16 protein-coding genes are annotated in these 15,686 nt (G+C 65.0%); 14 read left to right on the plus strand and 2 right to left on the minus strand.

Features of this window, described 5'->3' with window-relative positions:
• The first annotated feature begins 12 nt into the window (after positions 1-12).
• On the plus strand, positions 13-1,119 hold the full coding sequence (locus tag L8F45_RS07265; protein WP_342362212.1) for a DMP19 family protein: 1,107 nt from the start codon (positions 13-15) through the stop codon (positions 1,117-1,119).
• 181 nt (positions 1,120-1,300) lie between these two features.
• Here the strand turns inward: L8F45_RS07265 and L8F45_RS07270 are convergent, their stop codons facing one another.
• Both L8F45_RS07270 and L8F45_RS07275 read right to left on the minus strand, forming a co-directional pair.
• Positions 1,301-2,005 carry a superoxide dismutase gene (locus L8F45_RS07270; protein ID WP_342362213.1) on the minus strand — a complete coding sequence of 235 codons (705 nt, stop codon included), beginning with the start codon at positions 2,003-2,005 and terminating at the stop codon, positions 1,301-1,303.
• Between the two features lie 386 nt (positions 2,006-2,391).
• Complete coding sequence (locus L8F45_RS07275; RefSeq protein ID WP_342362214.1) at positions 2,392-3,090, minus strand: LabA-like NYN domain-containing protein; 699 nt, start codon at positions 3,088-3,090, stop codon at positions 2,392-2,394.
• 292 nt (positions 3,091-3,382) lie between these two features.
• Here L8F45_RS07275 and rpoZ point away from each other — a divergent pair, with 292 nt between their 5' ends.
• The 13 genes from rpoZ to der all read left to right on the plus strand — a co-directional run bounded on the left by rpoZ (position 3,383) and on the right by der (position 15,616).
• The gene (gene rpoZ / locus L8F45_RS07280; RefSeq protein WP_342362215.1) at positions 3,383-3,787 is read left to right on the plus strand and encodes a DNA-directed RNA polymerase subunit omega; all 405 of its coding nucleotides are present in this window, start codon (positions 3,383-3,385) and stop codon (positions 3,785-3,787) included.
• Between the two features lie 156 nt (positions 3,788-3,943).
• Positions 3,944-6,151 carry a RelA/SpoT family protein gene (locus tag L8F45_RS07285; protein WP_342363386.1) on the plus strand — a complete coding sequence of 736 codons (2,208 nt, stop codon included), beginning with the start codon at positions 3,944-3,946 and terminating at the stop codon, positions 6,149-6,151.
• A 187-nt stretch (positions 6,152-6,338) separates the two neighbouring features.
• The gene (locus tag L8F45_RS07290) at positions 6,339-8,018 is read left to right on the plus strand and encodes a peptidoglycan-binding domain-containing protein (RefSeq protein WP_342362216.1); all 1,680 of its coding nucleotides are present in this window, start codon (positions 6,339-6,341) and stop codon (positions 8,016-8,018) included.
• 72 nt (positions 8,019-8,090) lie between these two features.
• Positions 8,091-8,687: an orotate phosphoribosyltransferase gene (gene pyrE / locus L8F45_RS07295; RefSeq protein WP_342362217.1), complete on the plus strand. Its 597-nt coding sequence runs from the start codon at positions 8,091-8,093 to the stop codon at positions 8,685-8,687.
• A gap of 4 nt (positions 8,688-8,691) precedes the next feature.
• Positions 8,692-9,117 carry a holo-ACP synthase gene (gene acpS, locus L8F45_RS07300; protein ID WP_342362218.1) on the plus strand — a complete coding sequence of 142 codons (426 nt, stop codon included), beginning with the start codon at positions 8,692-8,694 and terminating at the stop codon, positions 9,115-9,117.
• 143 nt (positions 9,118-9,260) lie between these two features.
• Entirely contained in the window at positions 9,261-10,076 is an 816-nt protein-coding gene (lepB, locus tag L8F45_RS07305) for a signal peptidase I (protein ID WP_342362219.1), read from the plus strand.
• Positions 10,073-10,786 (plus strand): ribonuclease III, encoded by a 714-nt coding sequence (rnc, locus tag L8F45_RS07310; protein ID WP_342362220.1) that lies wholly within the window; start codon positions 10,073-10,075, stop codon positions 10,784-10,786. The genes lepB and rnc overlap by 4 nt, the downstream gene beginning before the upstream one ends.
• Positions 10,779-11,687 carry a GTPase Era gene (era, locus tag L8F45_RS07315; RefSeq protein ID WP_342362221.1) on the plus strand — a complete coding sequence of 303 codons (909 nt, stop codon included), beginning with the start codon at positions 10,779-10,781 and terminating at the stop codon, positions 11,685-11,687. Before rnc ends, era begins: the two co-directional genes overlap by 8 nt.
• Before the next feature lie 16 nt (positions 11,688-11,703).
• Positions 11,704-11,943 (plus strand): DUF1737 domain-containing protein, encoded by a 240-nt coding sequence (locus tag L8F45_RS07320; protein ID WP_342362222.1) that lies wholly within the window; start codon positions 11,704-11,706, stop codon positions 11,941-11,943.
• 153 nt (positions 11,944-12,096) lie between these two features.
• Positions 12,097-12,822 carry a DNA repair protein RecO gene (gene recO, locus L8F45_RS07325; protein WP_342362223.1) on the plus strand — a complete coding sequence of 242 codons (726 nt, stop codon included), beginning with the start codon at positions 12,097-12,099 and terminating at the stop codon, positions 12,820-12,822.
• A 42-nt stretch (positions 12,823-12,864) separates the two neighbouring features.
• Positions 12,865-13,455 carry an NnrU family protein gene (locus tag L8F45_RS07330; RefSeq protein ID WP_342362224.1) on the plus strand — a complete coding sequence of 197 codons (591 nt, stop codon included), beginning with the start codon at positions 12,865-12,867 and terminating at the stop codon, positions 13,453-13,455.
• An 89-nt stretch (positions 13,456-13,544) separates the two neighbouring features.
• Positions 13,545-14,204, plus strand: coding sequence for a tetratricopeptide repeat protein (locus L8F45_RS07335; protein WP_342362225.1), 660 nt, complete (start codon positions 13,545-13,547; stop codon positions 14,202-14,204).
• Positions 14,205-14,224: 20 nt separating this feature from the next.
• Positions 14,225-15,616, plus strand: coding sequence for a ribosome biogenesis GTPase Der (gene der / locus L8F45_RS07340; RefSeq protein ID WP_342362226.1), 1,392 nt, complete (start codon positions 14,225-14,227; stop codon positions 15,614-15,616).
• Positions 15,617-15,686: the final 70 nt, after the last annotated feature.

Here is a 15,686-nt window from a genome sequence, read left to right on the forward strand (position 1 = left end):
GAGAGCGAAGCTATGCCGTGGCGGTTCGGATTGGCGATCGCGGGCTTGCTCATCATCGCCGCGACGGCGTCCGCTGCGTTCGCGGCGGATAGGCCAGCGTGCGATCTCGACGCGCTGCGGCGCTATCCCGTGACGGACGCGCTGAAAAATCGCGCCGTTCCGCTTGGCATGCCCGACATTTTTTTCGCGGCTCCGGATGAAGCCTTCGATTTCCGCTCCGACTATCAGCTCGACGAAAAGGGCGCGGCGAAACTGCGGGCGGCGCTGGCGAGAGGGCTTGCGACGTTTCCGCCGGCGGGGCGGTCTGTCCTCATGCTGGCTGCGATCGCCGGCTGGACCGGTTTTCCCGACGGTCTTCTCGGCTTCTTCGTCTCGCGTAACAGCGTCCTTCTGAATGAGGCGCTTCAAACGCTCGACGCCGCCGGCTATGAATTCCACGCCACGCTTCTTCGCGAGGGAAGCGCGACTTTCGGCCCCGACTACGGAACGCAACGCGAGCGTTACGATCGCTGGAGCGATGGTCATGGACATATCCGCGACCATTCGCTGGATTTCGCGCTGCGGCGGCTTTCGACGCGCTTCCGGGCGCTGCCGTCGCTGCTTGATGCGGCCGCGGAGGAAATCGCGCGCTCGCGCGAGTTGACTGCGATCTACGAACCCCTGCGCGCCGAAGCGCCGGATGACAGAAAGCTCGCCTTTCTCGCGGGCGGTCTCTGGAAATGCCTCAATCACTATGACGAACCCGACAAGGTCGCTGCGCGGCTTGCGAGCCTGCCCGCGCCTTACGGGCGGATCATTGTCGTCTTTATCTTCAACGCCGAGATGCTGAACGGCGCCGTCGAGCAGTTCTTCTTCAATTCCTCCGGCGGGCTCGCGCCCGATGTCGCCGACGCGCTTGACGCGATGGGATTGAACAAACACGCCGACGCGGTGAGGCGCGGCGTCGCGATGTTTCCGAAGCCCTATCCCCGCGCGCTGAAGGAGCGGCGAGACTTCATGCTAGGGCAGGGACGCGCTTTCAGCGATGCGCTGAACAAACTGACCGACGCCGTCGATGACGGCGCCATTCCCGGCGCGATGGTAAAGACCGCGCGCGACGCCGGCGTCCTGCCGAATTGAAAAAGCCCGGCTAGATCACGCCGCACTTTGATTGAATCAATCAAAGTGCGGCGTGATCGATTCCAAATTTTAGAGCATGGCTCTCGCAGCGCGAACGCTCGCGTTCGTCGCGGAAAAACCGGTTTCCACTTTTTCGCGCCATGCTCTAGGCCGGGCTTTTTGTCGAGAATGTCTTTGCTCGTCAGGCCGTCGCCTTCTTGAAATTTGCCGAGGCCTTGTCCCAGTTCACCACGTTCCACCACGCCTTCACATAATCGGCGCGGCGCGACTGGTGCTTGAGATAGTAGGCGTGCTCCCAGACATCGATGCCGATCACGGCGCCTTTCGCCTGCATCTCCATATGCGGCGTGTCCTGATAGGGCGTGTTGAAGACCGCGAGCTTCTTGTCCTTGTCGACTGCGAGCCAAGCCCAGCCCGAGCCGAAGCGCCCGAGCGCGGCGGCCGCCAGCCGCTCCTGGAATTTGGCGAGATCGCCGAAGGCGCCGTCGATCGCCGCCTCGAGATCGCCTGTCGGCTCCTTAGGCCCGCCAGGCGTCATCAGCTCCCAGAAGTAGGTGTGATTCCAGTGGCCGCCGAGATTGTTGCGCACGACGCCGCGAATCGCCTCCGGCACGGAAGAGAGATTGGCGAGCGTCTGCTCCATCGGAGCCTTGGCGACGTCGCCGAGCTGGCCCGCAATGTTGTTGAGATTCGCGACATAGGCCGCGTGATGATTCGTGTGATGGATGCGCATGGTCGCCGTGTCGATATGCGGCTCCAGCGCTTCATAGGCGTAGCCCAGCGGCGGCAGCTTGAATGGCGGCTCGGTCTGGGCGCGCACAGTCTGCGCGAACACCGTTCCGGCGCCGGCTGCGCCCAACGCCCTGATGATCTGCCGTCGATCCATACTCTTTCTCCCGGAACGGCTCCGCCGGAGGGCGGAGTTCCCTTAGGGTCTGTACTCGCTCTCGGAGCGCTCAGCGTTCGCTCAAGGGCCGTCGAGGGCAAGGAGACGGCGCGAAGATGGTGTTGTCCACCATCGAGCGACGTGTCCGCCGCCATCGGCGGCCCTTCAGCGAACCCAAAGGGCGCGGCGAAAAGCGCTCATGTCAAGGCTTCGCGTCCTCGACCGTGGGATAACCACGGCCTTCGTCCGCGAAACCCGCCCTGAACGCTTTTCGACTCGCGCGCTGAGCACTCCGAGAGTGAGTACAGACCCTAGGTTATACACCGGGAAAGGCGTCGTGGATGCGGCGCAGATGGCCCAAGGCGACTGCCGCCCCGGGCTGTCGCTCAGGAATCGTTCGATCCGCCCGACGAACCAGGCGTCACGGCATTGCGCCCGCCGACCGACAGGCGCTCCGAGCGCTCGAAGCGCTGGAATCTGACCGGGCGTTCGCCCCGCTGCTCTTCGCCATTCTCGCCCTGGATGAAGCGGGGGAGGCGCTCGCCGCGCTCGGCCCGCTCCTGCGGGTCGCGACCGATACGCTCGATCAGGCGGGCGATGTCGATGAATTCGTCGGCCTGACGACGCAGATCGTCGGAGACCATCGGCGGCTGCGTCGTGATCGTCGAAACGACCGACACCCGCACGCCCTTGCGCTGCACCGCTTCGACCAAAGGCGTGAAATCGCCGTCGCCGGAGAAGAGCACCATGTTGGTCATGAAGGGAGCGAGCTCGAGCGCGTCGACCGCGATCTCGATATCCATATTGCCCTTGACCTTGCGTCGCCCCATCGAATCGACGAATTCCTTCGCCGGCTTCGTCACGACCCGATAGCCGTTATAGTCGAGCCAATCGACGAGCGGACGGATGGACGAATACTCCTGATCCTCGATCAGGGCGGTGTAGTAATAGGCGCGGATCAAAGTTCCTCGCGACCGGAACTCGTTCAGCAGTCTCTTGTAGTCGATATCGAAGCCGAGGGTCTTCGTGGTCGCGTAAAGATTTGCGCCGTCAATGAAAAGTGCGATTCGGTCTGACTGGTTCATGATATCCGTTGCTGATCCGACGACGACACCCGGACCTGCACACGCCAAAGTCGCCCTTGGAGCGTCTTCTGTCCGCAGCCGTCCGCCCCCCGGCGCTGTCAACAAGCCTCGTTGAACGCCCGCGCACAGACGAAGTCAAGACGAAACGCGTTTCCCTGTTGTAAATGGCCTTGCCACCGCCTTAAATCTTGTTCTAACAAGGGCTTTCGCCTTTCCTTGCGCCGGGCGCCGATCGGGTGTATGCGGCCGCAGCTCCCTTCATGATCCCGGATACCAGAGTCGAGGTCGCCTGATGGCCCGCGTCACCGTTGAAGATTGCGTCGACAAGGTCGACAACCGTTTCGAGCTCGTGCTGCTCGCGAGCCATCGCGCCCGGATGATCTCGCAGGGCGCCTCGATCACGGTTCCGCGCGACAACGACAAGAATCCGGTCGTCGCGCTGCGCGAGATCGCGGACGAGACGGTCACTCCCGACGATCTCAAGGAAGAACTGATCCACTCGCTGCAGAAGTATGTCGAGGTCGACGAGCCCGAGGCGGAAGCCGTGCCGCTGATCGGCGCCGCGCCGGCCGCGGCGGCCGTTGTCTCGTCTGGCGATGATTCGGAGGTCCAGTTCGACCGCATGACCGAGGAAGACCTGCTGCGTGGCCTCGAAGGCCTCGTGCCGCCGTCTGACACCGATACGGACGAAGAATAAGTCTCCACGACGCTCTCGCGTCCTGGGAAAGCCGGCCTTCGGGTCGGCTTTTGCATTTCGGAAAGGCTGAAATCCCAGCTTCGCTTGGCGCCGCGCGTTTGACCGACAATATTAGCTGCGATGAACGCGGTCGCAGCCATTTCCGATCGGCGCCCCATGATGCGCCAGTACGAACTCGTCGAACGGGTGAAAAGCTATAACCCGGACGCCGACGAGGAGCTGCTCAATCGCGCCTATGTCTATGCGATGAAGGCTCATGGCGCGCAGAAGCGCGCCTCCGGCGATCCCTATTTCGCCCATCCGCTCGAAGTCGCGGCGATCCTCACCGACCTCAAGCTCGACGACGCGACCATCGTCGCCGCTGTGCTGCACGACACGATCGAGGACACGGCCGCGACCCGCGAGGAGATCGAGAAGCTTTTCGGCCACAAGATCGCGGCGCTCGTCGAGGGACTGACCAAGATCAAGAAGCTCGACTTCGTCTCGACCAAGGCGAAGCAGGGCGAGAATTTCCGCAAGCTCCTGCTCGCGGTGGCGCAGGACGTGCGCGTGCTGCTGGTCAAGCTCGCCGACCGCCTGCACAACATGCGCACGCTGCACTATGTGCCGGAGGAGAAGCGCAAGCGCATCGCCGAGGAAACGCTCGACATCTACGCGCCGCTTGCGGGCCGCATGGGCATGCAGGGCATGCGCGACGAGCTTGAAGATCTTTCCTTCAAGCATCTTCTGCCCGACGCCTACGCCATGATCAGCAAGCGCCTGGCGGAGCTGACGGAGCGCAGCGGCAAGGCGATCCAGACGATTGAGAGAGACCTTCTGCGTCAGCTCAGGGCGCGCGGCCTGCAATGCGACGTCAAGGGCCGGCGCAAGCATGGCTATTCGATCTGGCGCAAGATGGAGCGCAAGAACATCTCGTTCGAGCAGCTCTCCGACATCTTCGGATTCCGCGTGCTCGTGGACAAGATCGAGGATTGCTATCTCGCGCTCGGCGTCGTTCATACGACTTGGCCGATGGTGCCGGGACGTTTCAAGGACTACATCTCGACGCCGAAGCAGAACGACTATCGTTCGCTGCACACCACGGTTATCGGTCCGGGATCGCAGCGCGTCGAACTGCAGATCCGCACGCAAACGATGCACAAGCTGGCGGAATACGGCATCGCCGCGCACGCGCTCTACAAGGAAGGATTCGACACCCTCGTTGGCGGCGCGCTCGAACAGGAAAGCCTCGCCTATCAGTGGCTGAAGCGCACGGTCGCGCTGCTGACCGAAGAGGACAATCCCGACGAATTCCTCGAGCACACCAAGCTCGAACTGTTCCACGACCAGGTGTTCTGCTTCACGCCGAAGGGCCGGTTGATCGCGTTGCCGCGCGGCGCGACGCCGATCGATTTCGCCTATGCTGTGCATACCGGCATCGGCAATTCGGCGGTCGGTTGCAAGGTCAATGGCCGCACGGCGCCGCTGATCTCGGAACTCGCCAATGGCGACGAGGTCGAGATCATCAGCGCGCCCGGCCAGACGCCGCCGGCGGCGTGGGAATCGCTCGTCGTCACCGGCAAGGCGCGGGCCGCCATCCGCCGCGCCACCCGCGCGGCGACGCGCCGGCAATATGCCGGCCTCGGCCGCCAGATCGTCGAGCGCGCCTTCGCCCGCGCCGAGAAGACCTATGCGGACGACAAGGTGAAGGCCGTGCTGCCGCGCCTCGCGCGCGCTTCGCTCGACGATCTCTTCGCTTCGGTTGGGCGCGGCGAGATGGCGTCGAGCGACGTGCTGAAGGCTGTCTATCCCGGCGCGACGATCGACCCGAAGGCGCCGGCGCCGACCGCGCCGCAGGATCCGGACTGGGTCGGGCTGAAGAAGGACAAGAACGTCAAGGTGAAGGCGCAGAAGCGCAAGCCGGACGACGGCGCGGCGATCCCGATCACCGGGCTCGATCACGATCTGCCGGTGCGCTTCGCGCCTGATGGAGGTGCAGTGCCGGGCGACCGCATCGTCGGCATCCTGACGCCCGGCGAGGGCATCACGATCTACCCCATTCAGTCGCCGGCGCTCGCCGCGTTCGACAATGAGCCGGATCGCTGGGTCGACGTGCGCTGGGACGAGGAGGCGGCGCGCAACCGGCGTTTTCCCGCGCGCATCGCCCTGCGCAGCGTGAACGAGCCCGGCACGCTCGCCCAAATCACCTCGATCATCGCCGAGCATGACGGCAATATCGACAATATCGAGATGCGGCGGCCGGCGCCCGACTTCACCGAACTCGCGATCGACCTTGCGGTCTGGGACCTGAAGCATCTCAACGCGATCATTTCACAATTGCGCGCCCGGCCGGTGATCAACCGGGCGGAGCGGGTGAACGGGTGAGGTTTCACGCCGTCCGGCGCCGCAAATTGATCGAAGCCGGCAATCAAATGCTCAGGCCGGCTGCGCGGAAGGTCGGAAGGCGCTTGCATCCGGGCGGGTCAGGCGCATAGAGGCTGACCCTCGGACAGGTTTGGAAACAAAGCGGATGACATCGGCCGGTTTGGCGAGGGGGGCGTTGACGGCGGGAATGGCGGCGCTGTTCGCCATTTGGCTGCCCGCGGCGGCGCAGGCCCAGACCCCGCCCGCGGCAGCGCCCGTGGCGCAGCAGATGGCGCTCGACACGCTGAAGAAGCGCCCCTGGCTCGGATCGCTCAGGAGCGTGCTCGCCGAGACCAATGCGCAGGCGAAGTCGAAGCTCGACGCCGCGTTCGAAGACCTCTGGAGCGAGCAGCAGACGCTCGCCGAGGCCGAGAAGCGTATCGACGCCGGCCTGCGCGAGGGCAGGCCGCCGGCGATCGGCGCCGTCAATGATGCGCTCGATCTCAGCGCGACGGCGATCGCGACGCGGGCCGGCTGTTTCGCGGCCTTCGTCCAGCGGCCGGAGTTCAGGCAACAGGCTGCGGCGCTGGCGGCGCTGAAAGTCGACGGCAAGACGCCGGAGCCGTTCCGCTCCGCCATCAGGGATTACGCGGTCGCGCCCTGCGACGCGCCGCAGACGGCGAAGGATTTCGATCCGCGCCGCGCCTGGGAGGCGGGACGCAAGCTATTCAACACGGCGGCGGGCGGCGGCGGCATGCGCACGCTGGCGCGCTTCCTCGATGACCGCAATCTCCTGAAGACGCCGACCGCGGCCGATCAGGCGGCGGCCGCGAAAGCCGCCGTCGAAGCGAATTTCCAGCATTTCGACGGTCTCTATGACGGCCATACGGAGCTGGTGAAAAGCTATCGCGCGCTGTTCGCCGATTATTGCCCGACCGATCCGCGCTTCTGCGGACTGCGCGACATGCTCTCCGCCTGGGGCGACGCCGACGGCTATTGCGGCGAGGTGACGAAATTCATCGCCGCCTATTATGGCGACGGCAAACGCGAATATCTCATCGGCGCCGAAAACGCTGGCCTCAATCGCGCGTGGGAAGCCTATCATCTCAAATTCGCGCCTGCCTGCCTGCGGTCCTCGGGACGCGTCGATCTCGTGCCGGTCGCGGTTCGCCGTCTTGAGGTGATGGAGCCTTTGTTCACGGCCAATCCCAAGACGCTTGGCGAAAATGGCGTCGCCAAGTTGCGCGATGAGCTGCAGGCGGTCGCGACCGACAAGCGCACGGCGGAAGAACTGGCGGGGCGCGTAAAGGCCTATCGCGCCGCGAGCGGCATCGATCAGCAGGTCGCGTCCGTCGCGCCGAATTCGCAAACCGTCGCGCCAGTCGAGGCGGCTCTGCCGCCGACGCCGACGGATGATGAGCTCAAGGCTCCCGGCACCGAAAGCGGCGAGCGCGATCTAAAGCTCGACCGCACGCAGATTGTCGACGTGCAGGAGCGTCTGGCCTCGATCGGCGGTTCGGTCGTCGTCAGCGGCTGGATGAATCAGGCGACGCGCGCCGCGATCAAATCCTGGCAGGGCGCGGTGGGACTCGAGCCCTCCGGCTTCTTCACGCGGCCGCAGCTCGATCTGCTCAAGATCAGAACCCAGGATCGCTGGCTGCAATGGCGGGCGACGCGCAACACCGCGGCGGTCGAGCCGCCCGCCGCTGCGCCGCGCGAACCGCGCCGGCGTCAGGCGCGCCGGCCGGCGGGCGGTCAACGACGCTACAGCGATGATGGTCTGCCGCCCGGTTATGTCCTGCCCCGCGGCGGCGCGACGCGGGCGCGCGGCGCCTATCCGCCGAGCGACATTCCAGGCGCCATCCCCGCTTATCGCGTCTGGAACTGATCGTTTGCGCAGCCGCGTCGGCTGTGACAGACGGGCGCGATCAAACGATCGCCGGACAAGGATCGCTGCTTCATGACAGAAGACGACGTGCTCGCCGAATTCCGCGACGCGGGGGCCTTGCTCGAAGGCCATTTCATCCTGTCGTCCGGCCTGCGCAGCCCGGTCTTCCTGCAGAAGATGTTCATTTTCATGGATCCGCCGCGGACGGAGAAGCTCTGCCGCGCGCTGGCGGAGAAGGCGCGCGCGGCTTTCGGACAGATCGACATTGTCGTGTCGCCCGCCGTCGGCGGCATCGTGCCGGGCTACGAGACGGCGCGTCAGCTCGGCGCGAAAGCGATCTTCGTCGAGCGCGAGAATGGCGAGTTCGTGCTGCGCCGCGGCTTCCAGATCCCCGAAGGCGCGCGCGTGCTGATGGTCGAGGACATCATCACGACGGGCCTGTCGTCGCGCGAATGCATCGCGGCGATCCGAACCCATCCCGGCAATCTTGTCGGCGCCGCCTGCCTGATCGACCGCTCGGGCGGCAAAGCCGACATCGGCGCGCCGCTGGTGTCGCTCGTCACCCTCGACATTCCCAATTATTCGCCGGACGCGCTGCCGCCGGAGATGGCGGCGATCCCGGCGGTGAAGCCCGGCAGCCGCGGGCTCAGCGCCGCCAAGACGGCGTAGCGCGTTGATTATCGGGATCGGTTCCGATCTCTGCGACATCAGCCGCATCGAGCAATCGATCGCGCGGTTTGGCGACCGCTTCATCAATCGCCTGTTCACGCCGGGAGAGCAGGCGCGCTCCGACCGGCGGCCGGGCATCCGCGCCGCATCCTATGCCAGGCGATTCGCCGCCAAGGAAGCCTGCTCGAAGGCGCTGGGCACCGGCTTCCGCAGGGGCGTCTTCTGGCGCGATCTCGAAGTCGTGAACCTGCCCGGCGGCAAGCCGACCATGCGGCTCCATGGCGGGGCGGCGGCGCGGCTCGCCGCGATCCTGCCCGCTGGTTTCGAGCCGTTCGTGCATGTCAGCCTGACGGATGAGCCGCCCATGGCGATGGCGTTCGTGATCATCGAGGCGCTCCCCGCCGGCGGCGCGCCAGCCATGCATCCTTGAGCTTGCGGCCGCCTTCGTTGCGCCACAGGGACCAACCCTCTATATCGCGCGCGACTGTGCGCTGAGTTCAAAGGATCAGACGACATCCATCGATCCCTGCGATGGATGTCGCCTGGTCCGGGCGGCGAAGCCCCGGAGACATCATGGCGGATCAATTGGAACGACGGGCGACCCGCTCCTCGGAAGGCGGCATTGGCGAAACGATCAGCGTCATCCTGCAGGCGCTGCTGATCGCGCTGGTCATTCGCACCTTCCTCTTCCAGCCCTTCAACATTCCCTCGGGATCGCTGATCCCGACCTTGCTGGTCGGCGACTATCTCTTCGTTTCGAAATACACCTACGGCTACTCCAAGCACTCCTTCCCGTTCTCGCCGCCGATCTTCTCCGGCCGCATCATGGGCTCGGAGCCGAAGCGCGGCGACATCGCCGTGTTCAAGCTGCCGTCCGACAATGAGACCGACTACATCAAGCGCGTCATCGGCCTGCCCGGCGACCGCATCCAGATGCTCGACGGCGTGCTGCACATTAACGGCAAGGCGGTGAAGAAAGAGCGCGTCGCGGACTATCTCGTCAATGACGGCTTCGCGCGCCCGCAGCCGGTGCCGGCCTACAAGGAAACGCTGCCGGAGGGCGTGAGCTACACCGTCATCGAAGCGCAGGGCGATTCCAGCATCTTCGACAACACGAAGGTGTTCGTCGTGCCGCCCGGCCATTTCTTCATGATGGGCGACAACCGCGACAACTCGCTCGACTCGCGCGACCAGTCGCCGAGCGGCGTCGGCTTCGTGCCGTTCGAGAATTTCGTCGGGCGCGGCGAGATCATCTTCTTCTCGTTCGATTACGGCAAGGTGCTGCGCTACGACTCCGCCAACCGGCCTATTTTCGAATATTCGGCCTGGCAGGTCTGGACCTGGCCCACGCAGCTCAGATTGGGCCGCTTCTTCAATCTGGTGAAATGACCAGAGCGAAGCCGGATCTCGCCGATCTTGAAGCCCGCGTCGGGCACGCCTTCACCGACCGCGAACTCCTGACGCGCGCGCTGACTCACATCAGCGCCGCGCCTGCGAGCCGTCTGAAGCGGGACAGCTATCAGAGGCTCGAATTTCTCGGCGATCGCGTTCTCGGGTTGATCGTCGCCGACATGCTGATGGCTGCATTTCCTGATGCGCCCGAGGGCGAGTTGTCGCGCCGGCTCGCCGAACTCGTGCGGCGCGAAAGCTGCACCGACGTCGCGACGCAATGGGGCGTCGGCGCCTATCTCCGGATCGGCGGCGGCGAAGCGGCGGCGGGCGTGCGCCGGAACGCTGCGATCCTCGCCGACGTCTGCGAATCCATCGTCGGAGCCGCTTATCTCGACGCCGGGCTGCCGGCGGCGCGCGAAGTGGTCGAGCGGGCTTTCGGGCCGCGTCTGCATGCGCCGCGCCGGCCGCTGCGCGATGCGAAAACGCAACTGCAGGAATGGGCGCAGGCGCGCGGCAAGCCGGCGCCGACCTATCGCACTGTCGAGCGCAGCGGTCCCGATCACGCGCCGCGCTTCGTCATCGAGGTTGATGTCGAAGCTGTCGAGCGCGCGCGGGGCGAGGGCGCCTCGAAGCGCGACGCCGAGCAGGCGGCGGCGCGGGCCATGATGCAACGGGAAGGCATCGTTACGGAGCAAGTCGATGCCTGAGACAGAGACCAACACGCGCTGCGGCTTCGTCGCGCTCATCGGCGCGCCAAACGCGGGCAAGTCGACGCTGCTCAACATGCTCGTGGGATCGAAGGTGTCGATCGTCTCGCGCAAGGTGCAGACGACGCGCAGCCTGGTGCGCGGCATCGCCTTGCATGGGCCGTCGCAGATCATCTTCGTCGATACGCCCGGCATCTTCGCGCCGAAGCGCAGGCTCGATCGCGCCATGGTGGCGGGCGCCTGGAGCGGCGCGGCGGACGCCGATCTCGTCGGGCTTCTCGTTGATGCGAAGAGGGGCGTCGATGAAGAGGTCGAGGCGATCCTGAAGAAGCTTCCCGATGTGCGGCAGCCGAAAATTCTTGTTCTCAACAAGATCGACCTCATCCCGCGCGAGACGCTGCTGGCGCTTGCCGCCGATCTCAACAAGCGCCTGCCGTTCGAAGCGACCTTCATGATCTCGGCGATGAAGGGCGACGGCGTGCAAGCGCTGACATCATGGCTCGCGGAAAAGATGACGCCGGGACCGTGGCTCTATCCCGAAGACCAGATTTCGGACGCGCCGCTGCGCGTGCTCGCCGCGGAGATCACGCGCGAGAAACTGTTCGACCGGCTGCATGAGGAACTGCCCTATCAATCCATGGTCGAGACGGATTCCTGGCAGCAGCGGCCCGACGGATCGGCGCGCGTCGAGCAGACGATTTTCGTTGAGCGCGAAAGCCAGAGGAAGATCGTGCTGGGCAAGGGCGGCCAGACGATCAAGGCAATCGGCGCCGCCGCGCGCCGCGAGATTTCCGAGATCGCGGAAGCGCCCGTGCATCTCTTCCTGTTCGTGAAGGTGCGCGAGAACTGGTCTGATGATCCCGAGCGCTATCGCAACATGGGTCTGGAATTCGAATCCTGAATCGTTGGGGCTTCCGATGTCGATCAATCTGCCTTCGATCAAGGTGAGGCGCACGACGCTTTACCGCATGCTCACCGGCCCTGATGACGCGTCATTCTGCCATCGCGTCAGCGACGCCTTGAGCAAGGGATGGGTGCTCTATGGCTCGCCGACGCTGACCTTCGATCCCGTGCAGGGACGCGTGATCTGCGGCCAGTCGATCACCAAGGAGATCGAGGGCGAATACAGATCCGACATGAAGCTGTCGGACGCGTGACTGTTTCGGCTATTTCCAAGGATGTCATTCCGGGGCGTCGCGAAGCGACGAGCCCGGAACCCAGGAAATGGCTCCGTTTGTTCGATCTCTGGATTCCGGGCTCGCGCCGGCGACGAAGCTTTGCCTCGCGCCGGAATGACGTGGTGAAATAGATTGGAATGGACTGACGACGCTGTTGTGATCGGCGTTCGCCGTCACGGCGAAAGCGCGGTCATCCTCGAAGCGATGACGCCGACGCGCGGACGGCATGCCGGACTCGTGCGTGGCGGCCGGTCGCAAAAACTCCAGCCTGTTCTGCAGCCCGGCAACAGCGTGCGCCTCGTCTGGCGCGCACGGCTCGAAGAGCATCTCGGCAATTATTCCGTCGAAGGCCTGTCGCTGCGCGCCGGCCATCTCATCGACAACGCCGCCGCGCTCGCGGCGCTCGTGCATCTCGGCGGGTTGCTCAAACTTCTGCCCGAGCGCGACCCGCATCCCAATCTCTATGAGGCGCTGCTCGCGATCGTGCAGCATCTCGATGATCTTCCGCTCGCGGCATCGCTCGTGGCGCGCTTCGAACTGATGCTGCTGGCGGAACTCGGCTTCGGCCTCGATCTCACGGAATGCGCAGCGAGCGGCGCGCGGGAAGACCTCATCTATGTCTCGCCGAAATCGGGCCGCGCCGTGTCGCGCGACGCGGGCAAGCCCTATGGCGATCGGCTGCTGCCGCTGCCTCGGTTTCTCATGGCTGACGCGTCAGCACAGGCTCCGCCCGCCGGCGATCTCGTTGCAGCGTTCCGGCTGACGCAGCATTTTCTCACCCGTCTCGTCTTCGAGCCGCGCGGCCTTCACGCGCCGGAAGCGCGCGAGCGATTTGTCGGCGCCGTTTCGCGTTTGTAGTCATTCCAGCTTAGGGTCCGTCGGGATCGCTGGAAGAGCGCAATGCTCCTCCTTGTCCTCGGACTGATCCTGTTCATCGGCGTTCACACGCTGACCATGATGCGCGAACAGCGCGCCGCACTGATCGCTGGAGTGGGCGAAGGCCCGTTCAAGGGTCTCTACGCGCTCGCATCCTTCGCCGGCCTCATTCTCATCGTCTGGGGCTACGTCTCCTATCGCGCTGGCGGCTACATCCCGGTCTGGGAGCCGCCGCGCTGGACGCGTCATCTGGCATGGACGCTGATGCTGCCGGTGTTTCCGTTGCTCGTGGCCGCCTATATTCCCGGCCGCATCAAGCAGGCGGCGAAGCACCCCATGCTGCTCGCGGTGAAGATCTGGGCGACGGCGCATCTCATCGCCAATGGCGATCTCGGATCGATCCTGCTGTTCGGGTCGGTGCTCGCCTGGGCCGTCGCCTGCCGGATCAGCGTGAAGCGCCGGGCGGAGCAATCGGCCATCACAATGGCCCAGCCCGCTGACGCAACGGCTGCGACCCGTAACGATCTGATCGCTCTCGTCGTCGGGCTCGCGATCTATGCGCTGATCCTCGTCTGGCTGCATCCGATCCTGTTTGGCGTGTCCGCGCTGGGGTGAGGCGGCTGGTGGCCTCCGCTCCGGCCCCATGCTAGAGGCCGGCCGACTTTCAAGGGCATTCGCCCCGGTTTGGCGGGGCAGGAACTGAAATGAGCGATATTTTCCGCGAGATCGACGAGGACCTGCGCCGCGAGCGCATGGGCCTGATGTGGAAGAAATATGGCGGCCTGATCGTCGGGGCGGCCTTCCTGCTTGTGCTCGCCACCGCCGGATGGCGCGGCTGGCAATATTGGCAGGGCAAGCAGGCTCAGGAGGCGGGCGGCCGCTTCGAGAAAGCGCTGGAGCTTTCGCGCGACGGCAAGGATTCCGAGGCCGAGAAGGCGTTCGTCACGATCTCGGCCGACGCGCCCGCCGGCTATCGCATCCTCGCCCGCCTGCGTGGCGCGGCCGAGCTGTCGAAGATCGATCCTGATTCAGGAATCGCGGCCTGGCGCGCGATCGCTGCTGATTCAGGAGTCGGCGCTGTGACGCAGGATCTCGCGCGCGTGCGCGTCGGCTATCTCCTGCTCGACAAGGCGGCCTACGCCGATCTCGCCAAGGAGATGGAGCCGATCGCTGTTCCCTCCAATCCCTGGCGCAACGAGGCGCGCGAAATCCTCGGCGCATCGGCGCTGAAGGCCAGCGATCTCGCCAACGCGGGCAAGTGGTTCGACCAGATCGTGTCCGATCGCGATGCGCCGCCCGGCATCCGTCAGCGCGCCGAAGCCTTCCTCGGCTTTGTCGCCGGCGGTCCCGCGCGGACGCAGTAGTTTTTCGGGATCATGCCCTGATGCGCAGGAAGCGGCAGGCGCCGGCGTCGTTCACGCTGGCGATCGTCGGGCGTCCGAACGTCGGCAAGTCGACTTTGTTCAACCGGCTGGTCGGCAAGAAGCTCGCGCTCGTCGACGATCAGCCCGGCGTGACGCGCGATCGGCGCGAGGGCGACGCCTCGCTCGCCGATCTCTCCTTCCGCGTCATCGACACCGCAGGCCTCGAAGAAGCGAAGAGCGGCACGCTCGAAGCGCGCATGCGCGCGCAGACGGAGGCCGCGATCCGCAATGCGCAGGCGCTGCTGTTCCTCATCGATGCGCGCGCCGGCGTGACGCCGAGCGACAAATCTTTCGCACAGCTCGTGCGCAAATCCGACAAGCCGGTGATCCTGCTCGCCAACAAGGCGGAGGGACGCGCCGGCCGCGACGCTCTTGGCGACGCTTACGAGCTTGGACTGGGCGAACCGATTCCATTCTCCGCCGAGCATGGCGAAGGACAAGCCGATCTCTATGACGCGCTGCGCGCCGCCTTCGTCGATCAGGAGCGCGAAGAGGATTCGGACGCAAGCGAAGATGAATCGGAAAACGCAGAAGAGAGCGGCCCGCACGCGCTGAAAATCGCGATCGTTGGTCGTCCGAATGCGGGCAAATCGACGCTGATCAACACGCTGATTGGCGAGGAGCGCCTACTCACCGGGCCGGAAGCCGGCATCACGCGCGATTCGATCTCGATCGACTGGAGCTGGCGCGACAAGCCGGTGCGTCTGTTCGACACCGCCGGGTTGCGGCGCAAGGCGCGCGTCGAAGGCAAGCTCGAGAAACTCTCCGTCGCTGATGCGCTGCGCGCGATCCGCTTCGCCGAGGTTGTGATTCTGCTGCTCGACGCGACCATCCCGTTCGAGAAGCAGGATCTGTCGATCGCCGATCTCGTCGAGCGCGAGGGCCGCGCGATGGTGATTGGCGTCAACAAATGGGACCTCGTCTCGCAGGACCATGGGCTTTTGAAGAAGTTGCGCGAGGACGCGGAGCGTCTTCTGCCGCAGATGCGCGGCGTCTCCGTCATTCCCGTGTCGGGACTTTCGTCGAAGGGGCTTGATCCCCTGATGGAGGCGGCGTTCGCCGCGAGCGACGTCTGGAGCAAGCGCATTCCGACCGCGCAGCTCAATCGCTGGCTGACCTCGGCGCTGTCGAGCCATCCGCCGCCGGCGGTGTCGGGCCGTCGCATCAAGATCCGCTACATGACGCAGGCGAAAGCGCGGCCGCCTTTGTTCGCGATCTTCGGCAATCAGCTCGACGCGCTGCCGACCTCTTACACGCGTTATCTCACGAACGGGCTGCGCGAGGCTTTCGATCTGCAGGGCGCGCCGATCCGTCTCTCGATGCGCACGAGCGATAATCCGTTTGATAAGTAGAATAGAGATCGCGCTCGCTCTCGCCTTTGCAAAGCCTTCGGCTTCGCTTCGGCGTAGCAAGTCGCTCGCG

It is taken from the genome of Terrirubrum flagellatum, from assembly GCF_022059845.1.
In the GTDB taxonomy this organism is placed as follows: Bacteria; Pseudomonadota; Alphaproteobacteria; order Rhizobiales; family Beijerinckiaceae; genus Terrirubrum; species Terrirubrum flagellatum.